This window comes from Cupriavidus sp. FW305-3-2-15-C-LB2, assembly GCF_058787575.1.
In genome coordinates this window covers 13,961-38,551 of the sequence record NZ_JBYSZW010000059.1, presented here as the reverse complement: position 1 = coordinate 38,551, position 24,591 = coordinate 13,961, and the positions used below count along the sequence as shown (strand labels likewise).

The window sequence follows — 24,591 nt, the reverse complement described above, 5'->3', positions numbered from 1 at the left end:
TTTGCTTTGCTCGCTAGAATGGGGAATCGTGTTCCATCCCGTTCAAACCTAACGCCATGTTCATGGACGCCTCTTCACGCACGGCCCGCCGGACCCTGACCTTGCCCCGATCTCTGCACCAATTTCGTCTCGGATTCCCTGTTCTGGTGAGTGCCGTGGCGCTGACGCTGGGCGCGTGGGCCGGGCAGTCTTCCGCGCAGTCCTCGGACGTCTATGTCTGCACCGGGCCCAATGGCGTGCCCGAGTATCGCAATGGCAACGCGGGCAAGGGCTGCAAGAAGCTGAACCTGCCGGAGGTGGTGACGGTCCCGGGCGGGCGTATCGCTGCGCCGGCCAAGGGCGCTGGCAGCACCGCCGGCGCGGCGGCTGGCGGCACCAGCTTCCCGCGCGTGGACAGTGCCACGCAGAAGAGCCGCGACGGTGAGCGCCGCGCGGTGCTCTCGCAGGAGCTGCAGGCCGAAGAGGCCAAGCTGCAGGCGCTGCGTGCCGAGTACAACAACGGCCAGCCGGAGCGCCAGGGCAATGAGCGCAACTATCAGAAATACCTCGATCGCACGGCAGCGCTGCGCGACGACATCGCCCGCAGCGAGGCCAATGCGGCGTCGCTGCGGCGCGAGCTTGGCAATTTGAAGGACTAGTCTTATGCGTCGCCTGATTCGCGGAGTGTCGCGCAAGGCCAGCGGTGCCGACGGCGCCCGTGGCGAATCGCCGGCGGCTGATGCGGCGCCGGCCGAAGGCAGCGCCCAGGTGCTGACCATGGGCGCCGTGGCGTTCCATGCCGGCCTGGACGTAGTGGCCAACCCGGTGCTGCTGGTGCAGCAGCCGGGGCTGCGCGTCGTCTTTGCGAACCCGGCCGCTGAAGCCACCTTCGGCGTGTCGCGCAAGGGCATGGTGGAGCTGACGCTGCCTGACCTGTTCGGGCGTTCCGATGAGCTGCACAGCATGATCGACACCGTGGTCACGCGGCAGTTCGACGTGCGCCGGCAGGACCTGATCCTGCACCCGCCGCTGCAGGAGCCGGCCCATGTGCACGTGGTGATCTCCGCGCTGGAAGCGGTCGGCGACACCGTGGTGGTGGAAATCCTGCCCAATGAACAGAAGGTGCGCAGCGAACGCGAAGAACGCATCCTGGACCTGACCTCGGCCAACAAGGAACTGATCCGCAACCTGGCCCACGAAATCAAGAACCCGCTGGGCGGCATTCGCGGCGCGGCGCAGCTGCTGGAGTTCGAGCTGCCGGAGCGCTCGCTGCGCGAATACACGCAGGTCATCATCAAGGAATCGGACCGGCTGCAGACGCTGGTGGACCGGCTGCTGGAGCCGCACCGGCATCCGCATATCGTGTCCAGCCTGAATATCCACGAAGTGCTGGAGCGCGTGCGCTCGGTGGTGCTGGCGGAGTTCCCCAACGGGCTGGAGATCGTGCGCGACTACGACGCCAGCCTGCCCGAGCTGCAGGGCGACATGGAGCAACTGATCCAGGCCGTGCTCAACATCGTGCACAACGCCGCGCAGGCGCTGGCCGACCGCATGGCGCGCGGCGATGCACAGATCGTGCTGCGCACGCGCGTGGCGCGCCAGGTCACGATTGCCAAGCGCTTGTTCAAGCTGGCATTGGACTTGCATGTCATCGACAACGGCCCGGGAATTTCCGAAGACATCCGCGAACGCATCTTCTATCCGCTGGTATCGGGCAGGGATGGCGGCAGCGGACTCGGTCTCACACTCGCTCAAACCTTCGTGCAGCAGCACGAGGGCTTGATCGAATGCGAGAGCAGGCCGGGCTGTACCGACTTCCGCATCCTGCTGCCGCTGCACTAGCTTTTGCTGCCGTCCGCGAGCGATGGTGCATCCGCCGTGGCCGGGCATGCGGAAGACCAAATGACACCGAGCAGACAAGCGACGCACATGAAGCCGATCTGGATAGTCGACGACGATCAATCAATCCGCTGGGTCCTGGAAAAGGCCCTGGCCCGTGAAAGCCTGCTCTCGCGCAGCTTCACCAATGTGCGGGATGCGCTGGCCGCGCTGGAAGAAGACCAGCCCCAGGTGCTGATATCGGATATCCGCATGCCCGGCGGATCGGGCCTGGACCTGCTGCAGGCCATCAAGGCGCGGCATCCGGGCCTGCCGGTCATCGTGATGACGGCCTACTCTGACCTGGACAGCGCCGTGGCCGCGTTCCAGGGCGGTGCCTTCGAATACCTGGCCAAGCCCTTCGATGTCGACAAGGCGGTTGAGCTGATCCGCCGCGCGCTGGAAGAAAGCCTGCGCGAGGAAGAACTGGACGACCGCCTCGTCGATGCGCCCGAGATCCTCGGCCAGGCGCCGGCGATGCAGGACGTGTTCCGCGCCATCGGCCGGCTCTCGCAGTCCAACGTGACGGTGATGATCACCGGCGAGTCTGGCACCGGCAAGGAGCTGGTCGCACGCGCGCTGCACAAGCACAGCCCGCGTGCCAACGGGCCCTTTATCGCGCTCAATACCGCAGCCATCCCCAAGGACCTGCTCGAATCCGAACTGTTCGGCCATGAGCGCGGCGCCTTCACCGGTGCGCAGACCATGCGGCGCGGCCGCTTCGAGCAGGCCGAGGGCGGCACGCTGTTCCTCGACGAAATCGGCGACATGCCGTTCGACCTGCAGACGCGCCTGCTGCGCGTGCTGTCCGATGGCAACTTCTATCGTGTCGGCGGCCACAACCCCTTGCGCGCCAATGTGCGCGTGATTGCCGCCACCCACCAGAACCTGGAGCTGCGCGTCAAGGAAGGGCTGTTCCGCGAAGACTTGTTCCACCGCCTGAACGTGATCCGGCTGCGCCTGCCGCCGCTGCGCGAACGCCCGGAGGACATCACGCTGCTGGCGCGTCATTTCCTGCAGAAGAGCGCCAAGGAACTGGGCGTCGAGCCCAAGCGCATGTCCGACGAAGCGCTGGCCTATGTCAGCACGCTGCCATTCCCCGGCAACGTGCGCCAGCTGGAGAACCTGTGCAACTGGCTGACCGTGATGGCGCCGGCCCAGACCATCGAGGTCAAGGACCTGCCGCGCGAGATGCTGGAAGCCGGCACCAGCGAGCCGGTCAATGCGCCGCGGCCCGAGCGCGTTGCCGAAGCGCGCGCGCCCGAGTATGAAAGCGCGCCTGACCTGGCCGACTACGGCGGCTACGCGACGACGGTGGCAGAGGCCGACACGGCCACCGCAGTCCGGCCCGCGTCCGTGGCGACGGTGGTCCCGGCCCTGGCCTCGGCCGGCTGGGAAAGCCTGCTCGCCGGCGAAGCACGGGCAATGCTCGAAGCCGGCCAGCCGGAGGTCATGGATGTGCTGACGCGCCGCTTCGAGAAGGCCGTGCTGGAGGCCGCGCTGGGTGTCACGCGCGGGCGCCGCGTCGAGGCGGCGACCCGGCTCGGGATCGGGCGCAATACCATCACGCGCAAGCTGCAGGAGCTTGGGTTCGACTGAGCCAGGGCAGGGCGGGTGACAAGAAAAACCGGCCGGGACTTTCCCGGCCGGTTTTCTTGTTTTGCGTGAGGTGTTCAGCCGCGCGCTTCGACCAGCCGCTGCGCCATCTCGGCAAAGCCCTCGCCACCGGCCGCTGCGGTGATATAGGCCGGCGGCACCGGCAGCTGCGGCAGGATGTCGCGCACATTGGCCACGCCAACCGACAGCGGAAAGTGGGCGAACATGCTGGCATCGTTGGCCGAATCGCCGATAAACAGCCATTCGTCGCGGCGCGCGTCCACGTCTTCGCCCAGCAGTTCGGCCACGCACAGCCTGCTCATCGACAGCTTGTCGTGCAGGCCGAACCAGCCGTTGACATGGATCGAGCTGACCGTGGCGGTCATGCCGGCCTCGCGCATGATGGCGGCGATGCGGGCCACGGCGTCTGCAGGCAACGGCGCGACGTCCTCGGCATGGTCGATGGCCAGGTCGGCGGCATGCCAGGCCTGGTCCGAGGCCAGCGCGCAGCCCGGCACTTCGCGCACGATGCGCTGGCCCAGCGCTTCGATGCGCTCCAGGTTGCGCGCGCGCGTGGCGGCATCGTCCAGGAAGCGGGTCTGCAGGCGGCCGTTGTGCAAGTGCGAGTAGAACGCACCGTTCTCGCCGATGATGGCGTCGACCGGCCACAGCCGGGTCAGGATCTCGGCCCAGGCGATGCAGCGCCCGGTGACCGGGATCACGTGCAGGCCCGCGCGGCGCAGCCCGTCGAGCGCCAGGTAGGTCGAGGCCGGCAGCCGCCCGTCGGTGGTCAGGGTGCCGTCGATGTCGGTCAGCACGCCGCGCACGCGCTGCAGCACGGAATTAGAGAGCTTGTTCAGGGATTGCATGGCGGGCCATTGTAACCGCGGATCTGGCGGCAATTTCCCTTATTGCACTGCAAAAGGCATCGTACTGGCCATACTGGTGAATCTGCTGATTTGCTAGCTCAGGTGCGACAGGCGTAACATGCCGCTGTCACAAAAAAATCACATACTGTCGGATTTTCGACCGACCGGAACAGACAGACCAAAGGAGAGCCACCGATGTCCTTATCCCGTACCGTGCTCAAACTCGCAGCGCTGGCAGCCCTGACCGGGGCCGGCAGCGCCCACGCCGCCGTTGAAATCCAGTGGTGGCACGCCATGCAGGGCGCCCTGAACGACAAGGTGAACGAGATCGCCAACAAGTTCAACGCCAGCCAGTCCGAATACAAGGTGGTGCCGGTCAACAAGGGCAACTACGACGAAACCATGGCTGCGGGCATTGCGGCCTTCCGCGCCGGTGGCTCGCCCGCCATCCTGCAGGTGTTTGAAGTGGGCACCGCCACCATGATGAGCGCCAAGGGCGCGATCAAGCCGGTATCGGCGGTGATGAAGGACGCCGGCGAGAAGTTCGACCAGAAGGCCTATATCCCGGCGGTGGCGGGCTACTACACCTCGTCCAAGGGCGAGATGCTGTCGTTCCCGTTCAACAGCTCGACCACGGTGTTCTACTACAACAAGGACGCCTTCAAGAAGGCCGGCCTGGATCCGGAAAAGCCGCCCAAGACCTGGCCCGAGGTGATGCAGTACTCGGCCAAGCTCAAGGCCTCGGGCACCAACTGCGCCTACACCACCGACTGGCAGGGCTGGGTCCACCTGGAGAGCTTCTCGGCCTGGCACAACACGCTGTACGCGACCAAGAACAACGGCTTCGGCGGCACCGACACGCGCCTGCTCTTCAACAGCCCGCTGCACGTCAAGCACATCACCAACCTGCAGGACATGGTGAAGAAGGGCTATTTCAGCTACGGCGGGCGCAAGGCTGAGTCGCAGGCCAAGTTCTACAACGGCGAGTGCGCGATGTTCACCGGCTCGTCGGCATCGCTGGCCAATATCCGCAAGAATGCCAAGTTCGCGTTCGCGGTGGCACAGCTGCCGTATTACCCGGAGGTGCAGGGTGCCCCGCAGAACACCATCATCGGCGGCGCTTCGCTGTGGGTGATGGGCGGCAAGAAGCCCGACGAGTACAAGGGCGTGGCCAAGTTCTTCAATTTCCTGTCGCGCCCCGAGATCCAGTCTGACTGGCACCAGGCCACCGGCTACCTGCCGGTGACGATGGCCGCCTACGAGATGACGAAGAAATCGGGCTACTACGACAAGAACCCGGGTGCCGATGTGTCGGTGCAGCAGATGGTGGTCAAGACCACCGACAAGTCGCGCGGCGTGCGCCTGGGCAACATGGTGCAGATCCGCACCGTGGTGGACGAGGAACTGGAAGCCGTCTGGGCCGGCAAGAAGGAGCCCAAGGCGGCGCTGGACTCGGCCGTGGCCCGCGGCAATGATCTGCTGGAGCGCTTCCAGAAGACTGCCCGCGAGTAAGCCGGCATAGCCAGCAAGCTGATGTGACAATCGGGCGGTGGCGAAACCTCCGCCCGATTGCATTGTGGACGGCCCTGTCTCACCGATCGGGGCCCTCCGCAACTCCGTACCTAGTCCGATGCCGCGACCCGCAGCATTCGCCGGAATCCGTTCATGGAAAAACGCGTCGTTTTCCGTTCGCCGTGGCTGCCGTATCTGCTGGTGTTGCCGCAGATCGCGATCACGCTGATCTTCTTCTTCCTGCCCGCCGGGCAGGCGCTGTACCAGTCGATGCTGCAGCAGGATGCCTTCGGCATCAACCTTGAGTTCGTCGGCCTCGACAACTTCCGCATGCTGTGGAACGACCCGCTGTACGTGGAGTCGTTCCAGACCACCGCCATCTTTGCCGTGGGCGTGACCGTGGTGGGCCTGACTACCGCGCTGCTGCTGGCCTATTTTGCCGACCGCATCATCCGCGGCGCCGTCGGCTACAAGACGTTGCTGATCTGGCCGTATGCGGTGGCGCCGGCCGTGGCCGGCGTGCTGTGGATGTTCATGTTCAACCCGACGCTGGGCGTGGTGTCCTATGCGCTGCGCAAGCTCGGCGTGGAATGGAACTTCCTGCTCAATGGCGACCAGGCATTGCTGCTGGTGGTGCTGGCCGCCGCCTGGAAGCAGATCAGCTACAACTTCCTGTTCTTCCTGGCGGGTCTGCAGAGCATCCCGCGCTCGCTGATCGAGGCCGCCGCCATCGACGGCGCCGGCCCATGGCGCCGCTTCTGGTCGATCATGTTCCCGCTGCTGTCGCCGACCACCTTCTTCCTGATGGTGATCAACGTGGTCTACGCGTTCTTCGATACCTTCGCGATCATCGACGCGGTCACCCACGGCGGCCCGTTCAATTCGACCAACACACTGGTCTACAAGGTCTTCCATGACGGCTTCCGCGGCATGGACATCGGGGGCTCGGCCGCGCAGTCGGTGGTGCTGATGGTGATCGTGATCGCGCTGACCGTGGTGCAGTTCCGCTATGTTGAACGCAAGGTCCAGTACTGACGGAGACAGCACATGGTAGAACGTCGCCCCTTCCTTGATTTCCTGAGCCATGCGGTGCTGATCCTGGGCATCGTGATCGTGGTGTTCCCGGTGTACCTGACCTTCGTTGCGTCCACGCTGACCGCCGAAGAGGTGCTGGACGCGCCGATGACGCTGATCCCAGGCAGCCACCTGATCGAGAACTATCGCACCGTGCTGTTCCAGGGCGTGGGCGAGGCCGCATCGCCTGTCTCGACCATGATGAAGAACAGCCTGATCATGGCGCTGGGCATTGCGCTGGGCAAGATCGCGATCTCGATCATCTCGGCCTTTGCCATCGTCTATTTCAAGTTCCCGCTGCGCAAGACCTTCTTCTGGCTGATCTTCATCACGCTGATGCTGCCGGTGGAGGTGCGCATCCTGCCGACCTACAAGGTGGTGTCGGACCTCGGCATGCTGGACAGTTACTTTGGCCTGACCGTCCCGATCATCGCGTCGGCCACCGCCACCTTCCTGTTCCGCCAGTTCTTCCTGACCATTCCGGACGAGCTGGCCGAGGCCGCGCGCATCGACGGCGCCGGGCCGCTGCGATTCTTCTGGGACGTGGTGCTGCCGCTGTCGCGCACCAGCATCGCCGCGCTCTTCGTGATCCAGTTTATCTACGGCTGGAACCAGTACCTGTGGCCGCTGCTGATCACCACGCAGAAGTCGATGACGCCGGTGGTGGTGGGCGTGACGCAGATGATCTCGCGCTCGGGTGACGCGGCCACCGACTGGAACCTGGTGATGGCCACCGTGATGCTGGCGATGATCCCGCCGGCGGTGGTGGTGGTGCTGATGCAGAAGTGGTTCGTCAAGGGCCTGGTCGAAACGGAAAAATAAGGCGCGGTGGCCACGAGCCACGCGCAGGACAACAGCAATGGCAAAACTGTCGCTACGCAACGTTCAGAAAACCTACGCCGGCAGCGTCCAGGTGGTGCACGGCATCGACATGGAGATCGCCGACGGCGAATTCATCGTCATCGTCGGCCCCTCGGGCTGCGGCAAGTCCACGCTGCTGCGCATGGTGGCGGGGCTGGAAACCATCACCGGCGGCGAAATCCATATCGGCGACAAGGTCGTGAATAACCTGGAGCCGGCCGAGCGGGACATCGCCATGGTGTTCCAGAACTACGCGCTCTATCCGCATATGAGCGTATACGACAACATGGCCTACGGCCTGAAGATCCGCGGCATGGCCAAGGCCGAGATCGCGCAGCGGGTGAACCATGCCGCCGGCATCCTGGAGCTGGCGCCGCTGCTGGACCGCAAGCCGCGCCAGCTGTCGGGCGGACAGCGCCAGCGCGTGGCCATGGGCCGCGCCATCGTGCGCGAGCCGGCGGTGTTCCTGTTCGACGAGCCGCTGTCCAACCTGGACGCCAAGCTGCGCGTGCAGATGCGGCTGGAACTGAAGGAGCTGCACCGGCGCCTGGGCACCACCAGCCTGTACGTCACGCACGACCAGGTCGAGGCGATGACGCTGGCCGACCGCATGATGGTGCTCAACGCCGGACGCGTCGAGCAGATCGGCACGCCGCTGGAAGTCTATTCGCGTCCGGCCAGCACCTTCGTGGCCGGCTTTATCGGCTCGCCGCCGATGAACCTGATCCCGGTGGCGCGCAACGCCGGCGGCGACACTGGCGCGCAGATGCGCGTGGTGGCGAAGGAAGGCGAGGCCGCCAACGCCACGCTGGGGCACCTGCCGATGGGGCTGCACCTGCCGGAGCAGGCACTGCTGGGGCTGCGCCCGGAGCATATCGAGCCGTGCGCCGCGCATGAGGCCATCGCCGAAGTCGATGTGCGCGTGGTCGAGGCCCTCGGCGCGGATTCCTTTGCCTATGGCTCGCTTGGCGGACAGGCGGTGGTGGTGCGCCTGGACAGCCATGCGCACGTGCGCGCCGGCGACCGCCTGCCGGTGACGTCGTCGGCGGAGCACCTGCATTTCTTTGCGCCCGATACGGGCAAGCGCATCGAGGCCTGACATGACCAGCGTAACCGACACTGCCTGGCGGTACCCGAGCCATATCGCGCACCGCGGCGCCGGCAAGCTGGCGCCGGAGAACACGCTGGCAGCGTTTCGCCACGGCGCCGGCTTTGGCTACCGGATGTTCGAGTTCGACGTGAAGCTGTCGGCCGACGGCAAGCCGGTGCTGATGCACGACGCCACGCTGGACCGCACCACCAGCGGCAAGGGCAGGGTGGATGCGCTGACACTGGGCGAACTCGCGCAGCTGGACGCCGGCACGTGGCACAGCCCCGCCTTCGCCGGCGAGCCCGTGCCGACGCTGGCGGCCATCGCACGCTATACCCAGGCCAACGGCTTGATGGTCAATATCGAGATCAAGCCAGTGCCCGGCACCGAGGCGCGCACCGGTGCGGCGGTGGCGCTGGACGCGCAGTCGCTGTGGGCGGCTGCCGCGGTGCCGCCGTTGCTGTCATCGTTTTCTGAAGAGGCGCTGGCCGCCGCGGCGCGCGTCGCGCCGGACCTGCCGCGCGCGCTGCTGCTCGACCAGCTGCCCGCGGACTGGCTGGAGCGGCTGCGCCGGCTGGGCTGCGTGGCGCTGGATGCCAACCACCGCGAACTGGATGCCGGCGTGATCGCCGCCGCGCACGCGGCCGGTTTCCGGGTCCTCTGCTATACCGTGAACGATCCGGCGCGGGCGGCGCAGTTGCTGGCCTGGGGCCTGGACGGGCTGATCACAGACGCCGTCGACCAGATCGCGCCTTGATTCAAATTGTTGTGCGGGTGTTGCTAATTCGCTGATTGCGAACCGACTTGTCGTGGGTAGGTGTTTCGTATCGCGAAAAGTCCACATTGATCAAAGGCAATTCATGCTATTCTTAACGCCGTGAAGACTTTAGGTCCTTCCCCGCACAACTTGCCCTTTCGGGCCTTGTGAGGAAGCCATCACACGCGGCACCCAAGCGGTGCCGTTTGTGTAGGCGCCTCAGTTGGGCTCCCAAGAGTTGTTTGCGATCCGCTAACCGGTCAAGCCGTGTCGCGGAAGGTTGAATAACCCGCTGAACTCCGGCATTCCCGGAGAATAGTGAGCGTCCCATGATGCAGCAGTATCAGAGCAACTCGTACCTCTTCGGCGGTAACGCCCCGTATGTCGAAGAACTGTACGAGGCCTACCTCCAGAACCCCGCCTCGGTTCCCGACAATTGGCGCGCGTATTTCGACGCCATGCAGAACGTTCCTGCGGTCGACGGCTCGAACGGCCGGGATATCCCCCACGCCCCCATCGTTGCCTCGTTCGCCGAGCGCGCCAAGCAAGGCCCCATCAGGACCATCGTTGCCTCGGCCGATTCCGACATGGGCCGCAAGCGCGTCGCTGCCACCCAGCTGATCGCCGCCTACCGCAACATCGGTTCGCACTGGGCCGACCTGGATCCGCTCAAGCGCCAGGAGCGTCCGCCCCTGCCGGATCTGGACCCGGCGTTCTACGGTTTCTCCGAAGCAGACCTCGACATCGTCTTCAATGCCAGCAACACCTACTTTGGCAAGGAGTCGATGAGCCTGCGCGAGCTGCTCAACAACCTGCGCGAAACCTACTGCGGCACCATCGGTTTCGAATTCATGTACGTGAGCGACCAGGCGCAGAAGCGCTGGTGGCAGGAGCGCCTGGAAACCACGCGTTCCAAGCCCGTGTTCACGCTGGAAAAGAAGAAGCACATCCTGGACCGCCTGACCGCGGCTGAAGGCCTGGAGCGCTTCCTGCACACCAAGTACGTCGGCCAGAAGCGCTTCTCGCTGGAAGGCGGCGAAAGCTTCATCGCCGCCATGGACGAGCTGATCCAGCACGCCGGCAGCAAGGGCGTGCAGGAAATCGTGATCGGCATGGCCCACCGTGGCCGCCTGAACGTGCTGGTCAACACGCTGGGCAAGATGCCCGCCGACCTGTTCGCCGAATTCGAAGGCAAGCACGTCGACGACCTGCCGGCCGGTGACGTCAAGTACCACAAGGGCTTCTCGAGCGATGTCTCGACCGAAGGCGGCCCGGTCCACCTGTCGCTGGCGTTCAACCCGTCGCACCTGGAAATCGTCAACCCGGTGGTCGAAGGCTCGGCCAAGGCCCGCCAGGAACGCCGCGGCGAAGTCGGCCACAAGGAAGTGCTGCCGGTGCAGGTGCACGGCGACGCGGCCTTTGCCGGCCAGGGCGTGGTGATGGAGACGCTGAACCTCGCGCAGACCCGCGGCTACGGCACGGGCGGCTCGATGCACATTGTCATCAACAACCAGATCGGCTTCACTACCTCCGACCCGCGCGACGCGCGTTCGACGCTGTACTGCACGGACGTGGTCAAGATGATCGAGGCCCCGGTGCTGCACGTGAACGGCGACGATCCCGAAGCCGTGGTGTACGCCATGCAGCTGGCCGTGGACTTCCGCATGGAGTTCAAGAAGGATGTCGTGGTCGACATCATCTGCTTCCGCAAGCTGGGCCACAACGAGCAGGACACCCCGGCGGTCACGCAGCCGCTGATGTACAAGAAGATCGCCCAGCACCCCGGCACGCGCAAGCTGTACGCTGACAAGCTGGCCGCGCAGAACCTGGTCCCGGCCGAGTTCGGCGACGAGAAGGTCAAGGCATACCGCGCCGCGATGGACGCCGGCAAGCACACCGCCGACCCCGTCCTGTCGAACTTCAAGAACAAGTTCGCCGTGGACTGGATGCCGTTCCTGAACCGCAAGTGGACCGACGCCGCCGACACCGCCGTGCCGGTGACCGAGCTCAAGCGCCTGGCCGAACGCATCACCACCACGCCTGAGACCCTGAAGCTGCACCCGCTGGTGGAGAAGGTCGTCAAGGACCGCGCCAACATGGGCCGCGGCGACCAGCCGCTGGACTGGGGCATGGGTGAGCACCTGGCCTTCGCCTCGCTGGTGTCGTCGGGCTACCCGGTGCGTATCACCGGCCAGGACGCTGGCCGCGGCACCTTCACCCACCGCCACGCCGTGCTGCACGACCAGGCCCGCGAGCGCTGGGATGCCGGCAGCTACGTGCCGCTGCAGAACGTGTCGGAAAACCAGGCACCGTTCACGGTGATCGACTCGGTGCTGTCCGAAGAGGCCGTGCTCGGCTTCGAATACGGCTACTCGGCCGCCGAACCGAACGCGCTGGTGATCTGGGAAGCCCAGTTCGGCGACTTCGTCAACGGCGCCCAGGTGGTGATCGACCAGTTCATCTCGTCGGGTGAAGTAAAGTGGGGCCGTGCCTCGGGCCTGACGCTGATGCTGCCGCACGGCTACGAAGGCCAGGGCCCGGAACACAGCTCGGCCCGTATCGAGCGCTTCCTGCAGCTTTGCGCGGACCACAACATGCAGGTCTGCCAGCCGACCACGCCGGCCCAGATCTTCCACCTGCTGCGCCGACAGATGATCCGTCTGTTCCGCAAGCCGCTGGTGATCATGACGCCGAAGTCGCTGCTGCGTAACAAGGACGCTGTGTCGCCGCTGTCGGACCTGGCCAAGGGCCACTTCGAGACGGTCATCCCTGACCACGAAGAGCTCAACGCCAGCAAGGTCAAGCGCGTCATCATGTGCTCGGGCAAGGTCTACTACGACCTGGTCAACACGCGCAAGGAACGCGAGGCCAATGATACGGCGGTGATCCGCCTGGAACAGCTGTATCCGTTCCCGCACAAGGCCGTGGCAGCAGAACTCAAGAAGTATCCGAACGCCACCGAAATCGTGTGGTGCCAGGACGAGCCGCAGAACCAGGGTGCCTGGTTCTTCGTGCAGCACTACATCATGGAAAACATGACGGATGGCCAGAAGCTCGGTTATGCCGGTCGTCCCGCTTCGGCTTCGCCGGCAGTGGGCTACTACGCAAAGCACAACGAGCAACAGAAGGCGCTGCTGGAGGCTGCCTTCGCCAAGCTCAAGGGCTTTGTTCTGACCAAGTAATCAAGCGGCAGCTACGGCGGCGCGCGCAGACGGCCGCCGTGGCATAGCCAGCATAAAGACAACACGCATAACACGAGGAATTCACAACCATGGCTATCGTTGACGTCAAGGTTCCGCAGCTCTCCGAATCGGTCGCCGAAGCGACCATGCTCAACTGGAAGAAGAAGCCGGGCGAGGCTGTTGCACAGGACGAAATCCTGATCGAGATCGAAACCGACAAGGTCGTGCTGGAAGTGCCGGCCCCGTCGGCTGGTGTCCTGTCGATTATCGTCAAGAACGACGGCGACACCGTCGTGGCCGATGAGATCATCGCCAAGATCGACACCGAAGCCACCGCTGGCGCCGCCGCACCGGCTGCTGCCGCTCCGGCACCTGCCGCCGCTGCCCCGGCACCTGCCGCTGCTGTCGCCGCTCCGGCCGCCGCAGGTGGTGTGGCGATGCCGTCGGCTGCCAAGCTGATGGCAGAAGCCGGCCTGTCGGCTGGCCAGGTTGCAGGCACCGGCAAGGACGGCCGCATCACCAAGGGTGACGCGCTGGCCGCTGCTGCTGCCCCGGCCGCCAAGGCTGCTCCGGCTCCGGCTGCCGCCAAGCCGGCGCTGCAGCAGGTTTCGGCCCCGGTTGACTTTGCCGCGCTGGGCGACCGCCCGGAAGAGCGCGTGCCGATGAGCCGTCTGCGCGCCCGTATCGCCGAGCGCCTGCTGCAATCGCAATCGACCAACGCCATCCTCACCACCTTCAATGAAGTGAACATGAAGCCGGTGATGGACCTGCGCAACAAGTACAAGGACCGCTTCGAGAAGGAACACGGCGTCAAGCTGGGCTTCATGTCGTTCTTCGTCAAGGCCGCGGTGCACGCGCTGAAGAAGTTCCCGCTGATCAATGCTTCGATCGACGGCAACGACATTGTCTACCACGGCTACTTCGACATCGGCATCGCCGTGGGTTCGCCGCGTGGCCTGGTGGTGCCCATCCTGCGCAATGCCGACCAGATGAGCCTGGCCGACATCGAGAAGAAGATTGCCGAGTTCGGCGTCAAGGCCCGTGACGGCAAGCTGTCGCTGGAAGAACTGACCGGCGGTACCTTCTCGATCTCCAACGGCGGCGTGTTCGGTTCGATGCTGTCGACCCCGATCATCAACCCGCCGCAATCGGCCATCCTGGGCGTGCACGCCACCAAGGACCGCCCGGTGGTGGAAGACGGCCAGATCGTGATCCGCCCGATGAACTACCTGGCGATGTCTTATGACCACCGCATCATCGACGGCCGTGAAGCCGTGCTGGGCCTGGTGGCCATGAAGGACGCGCTGGAAGATCCGGCCCGCCTGCTGCTGGACCTGTAATTAACGGTCCCCCCGCGCACGCCTGCCGTGCGCGGGGCGCGCTTCCCCCGTGATGAAGGCGCGCCGGCACAAGCTGTCGCCGGCGCCCACAAAGGAATTTCCATGAGCAAACAATTCGACGTGCTGGTGATCGGCGCCGGCCCCGGCGGCTACATCGCCGCCATCCGCGCCGGCCAGCTGGGCCTGAACGTGGCCTGCTGCGAAGGCAATCCGTATGACGATCCCAAGGGCGAAGCCCGCCTGGGCGGCACCTGTCTGAACGTGGGCTGCATCCCCTCCAAGGCGCTGCTGGCTTCCTCGGAGGAGTTCGAGAACGTCCAGCACCACCTGGGCGACCACGGCATCACCGTGGGCGACGTCAAGGTCGACGTGGCCAAGATGCTCAAGCGCAAGGACGACATCGTTGGCAAGATGACCAAGGGCATCGAGTTCCTGTTCCGCAAGAACAAGGTGACGCTGCTCAAGGGCTACGGCAAGTTCGTCGGCAAGAGCGCCGAGGGCTTCCAGGTCGACGTTGCCGGTGAAGTCGTGACCGCCAAGCAGGTCATCATCGCCACCGGTTCGAAGGCTCGCCACCTGCCGGGCATCAAGGTCGACAATGACCTGGTCAGCGATAACGAGGGCGCGCTCAAGTTCCCCGCAGTGCCGAAGAAGCTGGGCGTGATCGGTGCCGGCGTGATCGGCCTGGAACTGGGCTCGGTGTGGCGCCGCCTGGGCTCCGATGTGACCGTGCTGGAAGCGCTGCCCGCGTTCCTGGGCGCCGCCGACGAAGGCGTGGCCAAGGAAGCGCAGAAGCAGCTGACCAAGCAGGGCCTGAAGTTCAGCCTCGGCGTGAACGTCAACGAAGTGACGACCGGCAAGAACGGCGTGACCGTCAAGTACACCGACAAGGACGGCAAGGCGCAGACCCTGGAGGTCGATCGCCTGATCGTGTCGGTTGGCCGCGTGCCCAATACCGACAACCTGGGCCTGGACGCCGTCGGCCTGGCCGCGGACCAGCGCGGCTTCATCGAGGTGGACGACCACTGCGCCACCAAGGTGCCGGGCCTGTGGGCCATCGGCGACGTGGTGCGCGGCCCGATGCTGGCGCACAAGGCCGAGGACGAAGGCGTGGCCGTGGCCGAGCGCATCGCCGGCCAGAAGCCGCATATCGACTACAACTGCGTTCCGTGGGTGATTTACACCTTCCCGGAAATCGCATGGGTAGGCAAGACCGAAGCCCAGCTCAAGGCCGAAGGCCGCGAGTACAAGGCCGGCCAGTTCCCGTTCATGGCCAACGGCCGTGCACTGGGCATGGGCCACGCCGACGGCTTCGTCAAGATGCTGGCCGACGCCAAGACCGACGAGATCCTGGGCGTGCACATCGTTGCCGCCAACGCCTCGGACCTGATCGCCGAAGCCGTGGTGGCGATGGAGTTCAAGGCCGCCAGCGAGGATATCGGCCGCGTCTGCCACCCGCACCCGTCGATGTCGGAAGTCATGCGCGAAGCCGCGCTGGCCGTCGACAAGCGTCAGCTTAATATGTAAGGCGCATGCTTCGCATTGCCTGAGTACCGGCGCGCCGCATCCGCGGCGCGCCGTTTTCACTTGCGGCCCGTGCCGCAGGAACCCGTCAGCATGAACGTCACCGAGTACTACGAGAAGGAACTGAAGGAGCGCGGCTACCAGTCCGACGAAGCGCAATTGCGTGCCGTGGCCCGGCTGCAGCAGTGCTACGACGAATGGGTGGCCTACAAGAGCCGCCGCAACAATGCGCTGAAGAAGCTGCTGGTCCGTCCCGACGTGCCCAAGGGCGTCTACCTGTGGGGTGGGGTGGGGCGCGGCAAGTCCTTCCTGATGGACAGCTTCTATACCTGCGTGCCGGTGGTGCGCAAGACGCGGCTGCATTTCCATGAGTTCATGCGCGAGGTCCATCGCCAGCTCGAAGAGCTGCGCGGCCGTCCCGATCCGCTGGATGAGCTGGCCAGACGCATCGCGCGCCGCTTCCGGCTGATCTGCTTCGATGAATTCCACGTCAGCGACGTCGCCGACGCGATGATCCTGCATCGGCTGCTGCAGCAGATGTTCGAGAACGGCGTGCAGTTCGTGATGACCTCCAACTACCGCCCGGACCTGCTGTATCCGGATGGCCTGCACCGCGACCGCGTGCTGCCGGCCATCGCGCTGCTGCAGCGGAAGCTCGACGTGCTCAACGTCGACGCGGGCATCGACTATCGCAAGCGCGCGCTGGAGCAGGTGCAGGCGTACCACACGCCGCTCGGCGCCAAGGCCAGTTCCGCGCTGCGCGACGCCTTCACCTCGATTGCCGGCGTGGCCGACGAGTCGCCGCTGCTGCATATCGAGCATCGCGAGTTGCGTGCGCTGCGCAAGGCCAACGGCGTGGTGTGGTTCGACTTTGCCACGCTGTGCGGCGGCCCGCGCTCACAGAACGACTACCTGGAGCTGGCGTCCCAGTTCCACACCGTGATCCTGTCCGACGTGCCGCGCATGACGCCGCGCATGTCGTCCGAGGCACGCCGCTTCACCTGGCTGATCGATGTCTTCTACGACCACAAGGTCAAGCTGCTGATGTCGGCGGAAGTGCCCGCGGACGAACTCTACACCGAAGGCCAGATGGCCAATGAGTTCCATCGGACCGTATCGCGCATCATCGAGATGCAATCGCGCGAATACCTGGAATCCGAGCGCCGCACCATGGATACCACGCTCACCTGAGCGTTGTTTTCCGGCCCGGCGCGACGATTGCCGGGCCGCATTGACCTATATCAAGGTCGATTCGGGGGCCCGCATATACCCTCCATCGGGTAGAAAAAGGTTCCCATGTCGTCGCCCCCAGTCACCAGTCCTTCAGCCAGCTTACTGGCACCGTACCCGCCGTCCGCGCTCCGTGATGCCTTGGGCCCGGCTGCCGACGCCGGTGCGCGGCTGGCCTGCTTCCATTGCGGCCTGCCCGTCACGGACACCGAGCCGCTTGCCGCCGAGCTGGACGGCAGCCGCCGGGTGTTCTGCTGCGGCGGTTGCCAGGCATTGGCGCAGACCCTCCATGCGGCCGGCTTTGCGCACCTGTACGGGGATGAAGCCCGCTTCGCCCGCCCCATCGACGACGACGCCCGTCGCGAGGCCGAACCGATCTGGGCCGCCTACGACACCCCTGAGTTGCGCGCCCAGTTTGTCCGCCCGCTGGACAGCGGCCGCGCCGAGATCACGCTGGCGCCAGAGAACATCCGCTGTGCCGCTTGCGCGTGGCTGATCGAACAGCACCTGAGCCGCCAGCCGGGCGTTGAGTCCGCGGTCGCCAATGTCGCCACGCGGCGCGTGGTGGTGCGCTGGCGCGATGGCGCCCAGACGGTGGCGGGGCTGCTGGCCGCGCTGGCTGGCATCGGCTACATGGCCTGGCCGTTCGAAGTCTCGCGCACCGACCAGCAGGACCGCCGCGCGCGCCGCGGGCTGCTGATGCGCATGGCGGTGGCCATGCTCGGCATGATGCAGGTCATGATGTATGCGTGGCCGATCTACACGCACGAGGCCACCATCGACCCTGGCCAGCTCCAGCTGATGCGCTGGGCCAGCTTCGCCCTGACGCTGCCGGTGGTGTTCTATGCCGCCTCGCCGATCTTTGCCGGTGCCTGGCGCAGCCTGCGCCAGCGCCACATGGGTATGGACGTGCCGGTGGCGATCGGCATCGGCGCCGGCTTTGCCGCCAGCGCGCTGGCCACGGTGCGCGGAGTGGGTGAGGTGTATTTCGATTCGGTGACGATGTTCGTCGCCTTCCTGCTGCTGGCCCGCTACCTGGAACTGCGCGTGCGCCAGGCCTCGCGCAGCGGCGCCGAGATGCTGGCGCGCCAGCTGCCGGCCACCTGCGAACGGTTGGTCGCGACGGGTGAGGCCGGCGAGCGTGTGCCGGTCGCGCGCCTGCGTGCGGGCGATCTGATCCGCGTCAAGGCCGGCGAGATCGTTCCCGCCGATGGCGCCGTGGTGGCGGGCGCGAGCGAACTCGACGAATCCATGCTGACCGGCGAGAGCCGCCCGGTGCGCCGCGCCGCCGGCGAGACCGTGCTGGCCGGCAGCTTCAATACGGCAAGCCCGCTCGAACTGCGGATCACGCGCGTCGGCGCCGGCACCCGCCTGGCCGAGATCGTCGCGGTGCTGGACCGCGCGCTGGCTGAAAAGCCGCGCCTTGCCACGCTGGCCGACCGCGTCGCGGGCTGGTTCGTGGCGACGCTGCTGGGGCTGGCGGCGCTGACCGGGCTGGTATGGGGTCTCTGGATCGATCCGTCGCGCGCCTTGCTGGTGACGATTGCGGTGCTGGTGGTCAGTTGCCCGTGCGCCTTGTCGCTGGCCACGCCGGCCGCGCTGGCCGCGGCCGGTGCGGCGCTGTCGCGCCGCGGCGTGCTGCTGACACGCGGCCACGCGCTGGAGACGCTGGCGCGCGTCACCGACGTGGTGCTCGACAAGACCGGCACGCTGACCGAAGGGCGCTTTGCCGTGGCCGCGGTCGAGCCGCTGGCTGACGCCGATCGGACCCGATGCCAGGCGCTGGCCACCGCGATGGAGCGCGGTGGCGAACATCCGATCGCGCGCGCGCTGGTGGCCGCGGCGCAGGGTAACTCCGGCATGTCGCTCCAGGTGTCCGACATGCGCAACGTCCCGGGTCAGGGCCTGGAGGCGATCGTCGATGGCCAACGCCTGCGGCTCGGCCGCGCCGACTTTGTCGCGGCGCTGGCGCCCGACAGCGGCCAGGCACCGGACACCTGGCGCAGCGACGCGGACCATCCTGGCGCCACCGTGGTGTGGCTGGGCGCGCCAGCGGGTCCGCTGGCGCGCTTCGTCCTGGCCGATGTGGAGCGGACGCAGACGCCGCAGTTGCTCGTGCGGCTGCGTGAACTTGGCGTGCGCTGCCACCTGGTATCGGGCGATCACGCCGAAGCGGTCCACTGGTGGGCGTCGCACTTCGGCATAGCCTGCGTAGCCGGCGCGGTCACCCCGGAAGGCAAGCGCGACTACGTCGCGCGGCTGCAGCAGGGCGGGGCGGTGGTGCTGGCCGTGGGCGATGGCATCAACGATGCGCCGGTGCTGGCGCAGGCCCAGGTGTCGATCGCCATCGGCAGCGGCGCGCCGCTGGCCCAGGCCGGTGCGGACGCGGTGCTGACGCACGGCGGCGTGGCCGAGATCGCCACCGCACTGGCGGTGTCGCGCCGGACGCGCCGGGTGGTGCGCCAGAACCTGGGCTGGGCCTTCTTCTACAACGTCGTGGCCATCCCGCTCGCAGCGACGGGGCTGGTCACGGCCTGGATGGCCGGCATCGGCATGTCGCTGTCGTCGTTGCTGGTAGTGGCCAATGCCTGGCGCCTGCTGCGCGCCGGCAAGCCGCGCCACAAGGGAGTCTGACAGATGGAAACGCTTTACCTGCTGGTGCCGATGAGCCTGGTGCTTGTCGTGGTCATCGCGGGCGCGCTGTGGTGGGCCCTCCATGCCGGGCAGTACGACGACCTGGACCGGCCCGCCGAATCGATCCTGCTGGACAACGACAAGCCATGAACCCGCCGCGCGGCGCGCCCTCCGACCGGGGCCCAGCACGCAGGTTCCATGCATGCCCTGAGCGACTTGATAAAGATCAACGCACATGCAGCATGGTTTTTCTAAAGTCACACTGTCAGTAGGTTTTTTCTTTTCTCTAAGCTTTGGGGGTCTGAATGGATGTCACTGCCGCGTCTTCACGCGTCGACACCTTCAATTACGGCGTCGTAAGACAGTTCGCTGTCATGACGGTAGTCTGGGGGATCGTCGGCATGGCCGTCGGCGTGCTGCTGGCAGCACAGCTGATCTGGCCCGAACTCAACTTCAACACACCCTGGCTGTCGTTTGGCCGGCTGCGGCCGTTGCATACCAATGCGGTGATCTTCGCCTTCGGCGGCAGCGCGCTGTTCGCGACCTCGTACTACGTGGTCCAGCGCACCTGCCAGGCCCGCCTGTTCTGCGGCCCGCTGGCCGCGTTCACGTTCTGGGGCTGGCAACTGGTCATCGTCGCCGCCGCCATCACGCTGCCGCTGGGGATCACCAGCTCCAAGGAATACGCGGAACTGGAATGGCCGATCGACCTGCTGATCACCGCGGTCTGGGTGGCCTACGCGATCGTGTTCTTCGGCACCATCGTCAAGCGCAAGACCCGGCATATCTACGTCGCCAACTGGTTCTTTGGCGCCTACATCCTGACCATCGCGCTGCTGCACATCGTCAACAACATCGAGATGCCGGTGTCGCTGTGGAAGTCCTACTCGGCCTATGCCGGCGTGCAGGACGCGATGATCCAGTGGTGGTACGGCCATAACGCCGTGGGCTTCTTCCTGACCACCAGCTTCCTGGGGATGATGTACTACTTCATTCCCAAGCAGGCCGAGCGCCCGATCTACTCCTACCGCCTGTCCATCGTCCACTTCTGGGCGCTGAACTTCACCTACATGTGGGCCGGCCCGCACCACCTGCAGTACACCGCGCTGCCGGACTGGGCACAGTCGCTGGGCATGGTGTTCTCGCTGATCCTGCTGGCGCCGTCGTGGGGCGGCATGATCAACGGCATCATGACCCTGTCGGGGGCCTGGCACAAGCTGCGCACCGACCCCATCCTGAAGTTCCTGGTGGTGGCGCTGTCGTTCTACGGCATGGCCACGTTCGAAGGCTCGATGATGTCGATCAAGACCGTCAACGCGCTCTCGCACTACACGGACTGGACCATCGGTCACGTGCACTCGGGCGCGCTGGGCTGGGTCGCGATGATCTCGATCGGCTCGCTCTACTACCTGATTCCGCGTCTGTTCGGTGAGAAGCAGATGTACAGCGTCCGGCTGATCGAGTGGCACTTCTGGATCGCGACCATTGGCGTGGTGCTGTATATCGCCTCGATGTGGATCGCCGGGGTGATGGAAGGCCTGATGTGGCGCGCCACGCAGCCTGACGGCACGCTGACCTATGCCTTCGTCGAAGCGGTCAAGGCCAAGTACCCGTTCTACCTGATTCGCTTGCTGGGTGGCCTGTGCTTCCTGTCCGGCATGCTGCTGATGGCCTACAACGTGCTCAAGACCATTGTCGGCAAGCCCGCCGTGGATGCGCCGATTCCGGCCAGCATCACTGCCTCTGCCCACTGATCAATCCAGGATAGAAAGATGTCCGACAAACAACGCTTCTTTTCCCACGAAACGCTGGAGAAGAACATCGGCTGGCTGATCATCTGCACGATCCTCGTGGTCAGCATTGCGGGTCTGGTCCAGATCGTGCCGCTGTTCTTCCAGCACTCCACCACCGAGCCGGATCCGGGCATCACCCCGTATTCGCCGCTGCGGCTGATGGGCCGCGATATCTATATCCGTGAAGGCTGCGTCGGCTGCCACTCGCAGCAGGTCCGCACGCTGCAGGCCGAGACCGAGCGCTACGGACACTTCTCCACGGCGGGCGAGTCGGTCTACGACCACCCGTTCCTGTGGGGCTCCAAGCGCACCGGTCCCGACCTGGCGCGCGTGGGCGGGCGCTACTCGGATGACTGGCAGCGCATCCACCTGCGCAATCCGCGCGACGTGGTGCCGGAATCCGTGATGCCATCGTACCCGTGGCTGGAAAAGGCCGAGCTGCCCACCAACGACATCCAGGCCCGCATGCGCGCGCTGGTGCGCCTGGGCGTGCCGTACACGGATGCCGAGATCGCCAAGGCACCGGACGAGCTCAAGGGCAAGACCGAAGAAGATGCGCTGGTTGCCTACCTGCAAGGCCTGGGCACCAACCGCCGCAACGTCCGCGTGGATTCCGCCGCGGCTGCGGCACCCAAGGAGTAAGCCATGGCCATGATCACTGCCATTGCGACCGTCGTGTCGATGGTCGTCTTCCTGGGGATCTGCTGGTGGGCCTGGTCCGCCGGCCGGCAGGCCGCTAACCGGGAATCCGCCATGCTGCCGTTCGCGCTGCCTGACGAAACCACGACAACATCGAGCCGGAACACCTAGCCATGAGCGATTTCATTTCCGAATTCTGGAGTTATTACATTGCCGCTATCGCGCTCATCGGCATCGTCTGGTGCGTGTGGCTGCTGTTCTCGCAACGCAAGGTCGCCAAGACCACCGGCGGCACTGAAGACACCGGCCATGTCTGGGACGGTGACCTGCGCGAGCTGAACAACCCATTGCCGCGCTGGTGGATGTGGATGTTCCTGCTGGCCTGCATCTTCAGCCTGGCCTACCTGGTGCTGTATCCGGGACTGGGTTCGTATGCCGGCGTGCTGAAGTTCTCCACGCAGGGCGAACTTGCCGCGCACCGCGCGGCGCAGGAGAAAATGCAGAACGAGATCTACTCCAAGTACCTGAAGATGGACGTCAAGCAGGTGGCGGCGGATCCGCAGGCGCGCGAGATCGGCCAGCGCCTGTTCCTGAACTACTGCGCACAATGCCACGGCTCGGACGCGCGCGGCAGCCGCGGCTTTCCGAACCTGACAGACAGCGACTGGCTCTATGGTGGCGAACCCGACATCATCCAGCAGACCATCACCAAGGGCCGCAATGGCGTGATGCCGCCGTTTGCCGCGGCCATCGACGCCAAGCAGGCGGGCGACGTGGCGCAATACGTGCGCTCGCTGTCGGGCCTGTCGTCGGACCCGATCCGTGCGTCGCGTGGCGAGGGCGCCTTCAAGACGACCTGCGTGGCATGCCACGGCGCCGGCGGCAAGGGCAACCAGGCGCTCGGCGCGCCCAACCTGGCGGACAACGTCTGGCTGTATGGCAGCTCGGAAGGCAGTATCGTCGACGCAATCCTGAAGGGCCATAACAACCACATGCCTGCGCATGAGGAGATCCTGACGCCTGAACGCATCCGGATGCTGACGGCCTATGTCTGGGGTCTGTCCAATACTGGGGGCGGAGCCGGGCAATGACCGACGACTCATGTGAGCGGGCGCTGGCAGCTCGCGGGAGAGCATGCCCATGAACGCACCCGGGACCGAAGAAATGGCCCGGGCGGCCCCCCAGCAAACGTGGGACCTGCAACGGTCGGCCGCTGCGCCGGGCGAGACCTCTGACGAAACGCTCTACGAGGTCCGCCGCAAGATCTACCCGCGCTCGGTGACGGGCGCATTCTCCAGCTGGCGGGTCTGGCTGGTGATCCTGACCCAGCTGATCTACTACGGCACGCCCTGGCTCCAATGGAATGGCCGCCAGGCCGTGCTGTTTGACCTTGGCGAGCGCAAGTTCTACATCTTCGGGCTGGTGCTGTGGCCGCAGGACGTCATCTACCTGGCGGTGCTGCTGGTCATCTCGGCGCTGGCGCTGTTCCTGTTCACGGCGATCGCGGGGCGGCTGTTCTGCGGCTATGCCTGTCCGCAGACGGTCTACACCGAGATCTTCATGTGGATCGAGCGGCGGGTCGAAGGCGACCGCATCGCCCGCATCCGGCTCGATGGCGATCCGTGGAGCCTGCGCAAGTTCCGTCTCAAGGCGACCAAGCACTTCCTGTGGGTGCTGATTGCGCTCTGGACCGGCTTTACCTTCATCGGCTATTTCGCACCGATCCGCGAACTGGGCGGCGAGGTGCTCAGCCTGTCGCTGGGGCCGTGGCAGTCGTTCTGGATGCTGTTCTACGCGTTCGCCACCTGGGGCAATGCGGGCTTCATGCGCGAGCAGGTGTGCAAGTACATGTGCCCGTATGCGCGTTTCCAGAGCGTGATGGTGGATCGCGATACCTATGTCGTGACCTACGACGTCGGCCGCGGCGAGCCGCGCGGAAGCCGGTCGCGCAAGACCGACCACCACAAGGCGGGGCTTGGCGACTGCGTCAACTGCAGCATCTGCGTGCAGGTGTGCCCGACGGGCATCGATATCCGCGACGGCCTGCAGTACGAGTGCATCGGCTGCGGCGCCTGCATCGACGCCTGCGACCAGGTCATGGACAAGATGGAATATCCGCGCGGCCTGATCCGGTACACCTCGGAAAACGCGATGCGCAAGGGCTTGTCCGCGGCGGCATCACGCAAGCGCCTGCTGCGCCCGCGCGTGGTCATTTATTCCGTGATCTGGGTGGCGTTGCTGGCCGGGTTCATGGCTTCGATCGCGCTGCGCACGCCGCTGAAGGTCGACATCATCCGCGACCGTGGTGCGCTCGGCCGTGAAGTGGAAGGCCGCTGGATCGAGAATGTCTATCGCCTGCAGCTGATCAACACCACCGAAGCGCCGATGCAGATCAGCGTGCGCGCCGACAGCGACGAACTGAAGAACCTGACCGTGGAATACGACAAGCAGGCCGAATCGCTGGCGCCGACGTCCAACCGGTTGCTGCCGATCCGGATCCGCGTGCCGATCGAGGCCGCGGCGCAGGGCACGCACAAGATCAACGTGACGGTGACGAGCGAAGGCACGGAGCGGGGGCATGCCGAAATCCGGCAATCCACCAGTTTCATCGTGCCGCGCGATTTGTGAAGCTA

20 protein-coding genes are annotated in these 24,591 nt (G+C 65.6%); 19 read left to right on the top strand and 1 reads right to left on the bottom strand.

Going from position 1 to position 24,591, the window contains the following annotated elements; all coding sequences use genetic code 11:
• Window positions 1-62 precede the first annotated feature (62 nt).
• The 3 genes from AC3WRR_RS30560 (at window position 63) to ntrC (ending at window position 3,456) form a co-directional block, all read left to right on the top strand.
• On the top strand, window positions 63-638 hold the full coding sequence (locus tag AC3WRR_RS30560; protein ID WP_037024141.1) for a hypothetical protein: 576 nt from the start codon (window positions 63-65) through the stop codon (window positions 636-638).
• Between the two features lie 4 nt (window positions 639-642).
• Window positions 643-1,821, top strand: a complete 1,179-nt coding sequence (gene glnL, locus AC3WRR_RS30555; RefSeq protein ID WP_010809456.1) for a nitrogen regulation protein NR(II) — start codon at window positions 643-645, stop codon at window positions 1,819-1,821.
• A gap of 87 nt (window positions 1,822-1,908) precedes the next feature.
• On the top strand, window positions 1,909-3,456 hold the full coding sequence (gene ntrC / locus AC3WRR_RS30550) for a nitrogen regulation protein NR(I) (RefSeq protein ID WP_011615612.1): 1,548 nt from the start codon (window positions 1,909-1,911) through the stop codon (window positions 3,454-3,456).
• A gap of 74 nt (window positions 3,457-3,530) precedes the next feature.
• On the opposite strand, the gene AC3WRR_RS30545 is transcribed toward ntrC, so the two are convergent.
• Window positions 3,531-4,322, bottom strand: coding sequence for an HAD-IIB family hydrolase (locus tag AC3WRR_RS30545; RefSeq protein WP_011615611.1), 792 nt, complete (start codon window positions 4,320-4,322; stop codon window positions 3,531-3,533).
• 195 nt (window positions 4,323-4,517) lie between these two features.
• On the opposite strand from AC3WRR_RS30545, the gene ugpB reads away from it, so the two are divergent.
• The 16 genes from ugpB (at window position 4,518) to ccoG (ending at window position 24,586) form a co-directional block, all read left to right on the top strand.
• The gene (gene ugpB / locus AC3WRR_RS30540; protein WP_010809459.1) at window positions 4,518-5,834 is read left to right on the top strand and encodes a sn-glycerol-3-phosphate ABC transporter substrate-binding protein UgpB; all 1,317 of its coding nucleotides are present in this window, start codon (window positions 4,518-4,520) and stop codon (window positions 5,832-5,834) included.
• Window positions 5,835-5,987: 153 nt separating this feature from the next.
• Window positions 5,988-6,869: a sn-glycerol-3-phosphate ABC transporter permease UgpA gene (ugpA, locus tag AC3WRR_RS30535; RefSeq protein WP_010809460.1), complete on the top strand. Its 882-nt coding sequence runs from the start codon at window positions 5,988-5,990 to the stop codon at window positions 6,867-6,869.
• A 12-nt stretch (window positions 6,870-6,881) separates the two neighbouring features.
• Entirely contained in the window at window positions 6,882-7,730 is an 849-nt protein-coding gene (ugpE, locus tag AC3WRR_RS30530; protein WP_010809461.1) for a sn-glycerol-3-phosphate ABC transporter permease UgpE, read from the top strand.
• 37 nt (window positions 7,731-7,767) lie between these two features.
• Entirely contained in the window at window positions 7,768-8,868 is a 1,101-nt protein-coding gene (locus AC3WRR_RS30525; RefSeq protein WP_010809462.1) for a sn-glycerol-3-phosphate import ATP-binding protein UgpC, read from the top strand.
• A gap of 1 nt (window position 8,869) precedes the next feature.
• On the top strand, window positions 8,870-9,616 hold the full coding sequence (gene ugpQ / locus AC3WRR_RS30520; RefSeq protein WP_492298941.1) for a glycerophosphodiester phosphodiesterase: 747 nt from the start codon (window positions 8,870-8,872) through the stop codon (window positions 9,614-9,616).
• Between the two features lie 329 nt (window positions 9,617-9,945).
• A complete protein-coding gene (locus AC3WRR_RS30515; RefSeq protein ID WP_010809464.1) occupies window positions 9,946-12,798 on the top strand; it encodes a 2-oxoglutarate dehydrogenase E1 component in 2,853 nt (950 codons plus the stop codon).
• 89 nt (window positions 12,799-12,887) lie between these two features.
• Window positions 12,888-14,138 carry a 2-oxoglutarate dehydrogenase complex dihydrolipoyllysine-residue succinyltransferase gene (gene odhB / locus AC3WRR_RS30510; RefSeq protein ID WP_010809465.1) on the top strand — a complete coding sequence of 417 codons (1,251 nt, stop codon included), beginning with the start codon at window positions 12,888-12,890 and terminating at the stop codon, window positions 14,136-14,138.
• A 102-nt stretch (window positions 14,139-14,240) separates the two neighbouring features.
• Window positions 14,241-15,665 (top strand): dihydrolipoyl dehydrogenase, encoded by a 1,425-nt coding sequence (gene lpdA / locus AC3WRR_RS30505; RefSeq protein WP_010809466.1) that lies wholly within the window; start codon window positions 14,241-14,243, stop codon window positions 15,663-15,665.
• A gap of 90 nt (window positions 15,666-15,755) precedes the next feature.
• Window positions 15,756-16,853 (top strand): cell division protein ZapE, encoded by a 1,098-nt coding sequence (gene zapE, locus AC3WRR_RS30500; protein ID WP_011615610.1) that lies wholly within the window; start codon window positions 15,756-15,758, stop codon window positions 16,851-16,853.
• 105 nt (window positions 16,854-16,958) lie between these two features.
• Window positions 16,959-19,526 (top strand): heavy metal translocating P-type ATPase, encoded by a 2,568-nt coding sequence (locus AC3WRR_RS30495; RefSeq protein ID WP_037024106.1) that lies wholly within the window; start codon window positions 16,959-16,961, stop codon window positions 19,524-19,526.
• Window positions 19,527-19,529: 3 nt separating this feature from the next.
• A complete protein-coding gene (ccoS, locus tag AC3WRR_RS30490; RefSeq protein ID WP_010809469.1) occupies window positions 19,530-19,676 on the top strand; it encodes a cbb3-type cytochrome oxidase assembly protein CcoS in 147 nt (48 codons plus the stop codon).
• Between the two features lie 155 nt (window positions 19,677-19,831).
• The gene (gene ccoN, locus AC3WRR_RS30485; RefSeq protein ID WP_010809470.1) at window positions 19,832-21,280 is read left to right on the top strand and encodes a cytochrome-c oxidase, cbb3-type subunit I; all 1,449 of its coding nucleotides are present in this window, start codon (window positions 19,832-19,834) and stop codon (window positions 21,278-21,280) included.
• Between the two features lie 18 nt (window positions 21,281-21,298).
• A complete protein-coding gene (ccoO, locus tag AC3WRR_RS30480; RefSeq protein ID WP_010809471.1) occupies window positions 21,299-21,961 on the top strand; it encodes a cytochrome-c oxidase, cbb3-type subunit II in 663 nt (220 codons plus the stop codon).
• A 3-nt stretch (window positions 21,962-21,964) separates the two neighbouring features.
• A complete protein-coding gene (locus AC3WRR_RS30475; RefSeq protein WP_010809472.1) occupies window positions 21,965-22,129 on the top strand; it encodes a cbb3-type cytochrome oxidase subunit 3 in 165 nt (54 codons plus the stop codon).
• A gap of 2 nt (window positions 22,130-22,131) precedes the next feature.
• A complete protein-coding gene (ccoP, locus tag AC3WRR_RS30470) occupies window positions 22,132-23,049 on the top strand; it encodes a cytochrome-c oxidase, cbb3-type subunit III (RefSeq protein ID WP_011615608.1) in 918 nt (305 codons plus the stop codon).
• 49 nt (window positions 23,050-23,098) lie between these two features.
• Window positions 23,099-24,586 carry a cytochrome c oxidase accessory protein CcoG gene (gene ccoG, locus AC3WRR_RS30465; protein WP_492298939.1) on the top strand — a complete coding sequence of 496 codons (1,488 nt, stop codon included), beginning with the start codon at window positions 23,099-23,101 and terminating at the stop codon, window positions 24,584-24,586.
• The last annotated feature ends 5 nt before the right edge of the window (window positions 24,587-24,591 follow it).

Coding starts and splice junctions, on each gene's coding strand:
- AC3WRR_RS30495 (WP_037024106.1), top strand. CDS start 16,959: ATGTCGTCGCCCCCAGTCACCAGTCCTTCAGCCAGCTTACTGGCACCG.
- odhB (WP_010809465.1), top strand. CDS start 12,888: ATGGCTATCGTTGACGTCAAGGTTCCGCAGCTCTCCGAATCGGTCGCC.
- glnL (WP_010809456.1), top strand. CDS start 643: ATGCGTCGCCTGATTCGCGGAGTGTCGCGCAAGGCCAGCGGTGCCGAC.
- AC3WRR_RS30560 (WP_037024141.1), top strand. CDS start 63: ATGGACGCCTCTTCACGCACGGCCCGCCGGACCCTGACCTTGCCCCGA.
- ccoO (WP_010809471.1), top strand. CDS start 21,299: ATGTCCGACAAACAACGCTTCTTTTCCCACGAAACGCTGGAGAAGAAC.
- ccoP (WP_011615608.1), top strand. CDS start 22,132: ATGAGCGATTTCATTTCCGAATTCTGGAGTTATTACATTGCCGCTATC.
- lpdA (WP_010809466.1), top strand. CDS start 14,241: ATGAGCAAACAATTCGACGTGCTGGTGATCGGCGCCGGCCCCGGCGGC.
- ugpB (WP_010809459.1), top strand. CDS start 4,518: ATGTCCTTATCCCGTACCGTGCTCAAACTCGCAGCGCTGGCAGCCCTG.
- ugpA (WP_010809460.1), top strand. CDS start 5,988: ATGGAAAAACGCGTCGTTTTCCGTTCGCCGTGGCTGCCGTATCTGCTG.
- AC3WRR_RS30515 (WP_010809464.1), top strand. CDS start 9,946: ATGATGCAGCAGTATCAGAGCAACTCGTACCTCTTCGGCGGTAACGCC.
- ugpE (WP_010809461.1), top strand. CDS start 6,882: ATGGTAGAACGTCGCCCCTTCCTTGATTTCCTGAGCCATGCGGTGCTG.
- AC3WRR_RS30525 (WP_010809462.1), top strand. CDS start 7,768: ATGGCAAAACTGTCGCTACGCAACGTTCAGAAAACCTACGCCGGCAGC.
- AC3WRR_RS30545 (WP_011615611.1), bottom strand. CDS start 4,322: ATGCAATCCCTGAACAAGCTCTCTAATTCCGTGCTGCAGCGCGTGCGC.
- ccoS (WP_010809469.1), top strand. CDS start 19,530: ATGGAAACGCTTTACCTGCTGGTGCCGATGAGCCTGGTGCTTGTCGTG.
- ntrC (WP_011615612.1), top strand. CDS start 1,909: ATGAAGCCGATCTGGATAGTCGACGACGATCAATCAATCCGCTGGGTC.
- ccoG (WP_492298939.1), top strand. CDS start 23,099: ATGAACGCACCCGGGACCGAAGAAATGGCCCGGGCGGCCCCCCAGCAA.
- ccoN (WP_010809470.1), top strand. CDS start 19,832: ATGGATGTCACTGCCGCGTCTTCACGCGTCGACACCTTCAATTACGGC.
- zapE (WP_011615610.1), top strand. CDS start 15,756: ATGAACGTCACCGAGTACTACGAGAAGGAACTGAAGGAGCGCGGCTAC.
- ugpQ (WP_492298941.1), top strand. CDS start 8,870: ATGACCAGCGTAACCGACACTGCCTGGCGGTACCCGAGCCATATCGCG.
- AC3WRR_RS30475 (WP_010809472.1), top strand. CDS start 21,965: ATGGCCATGATCACTGCCATTGCGACCGTCGTGTCGATGGTCGTCTTC.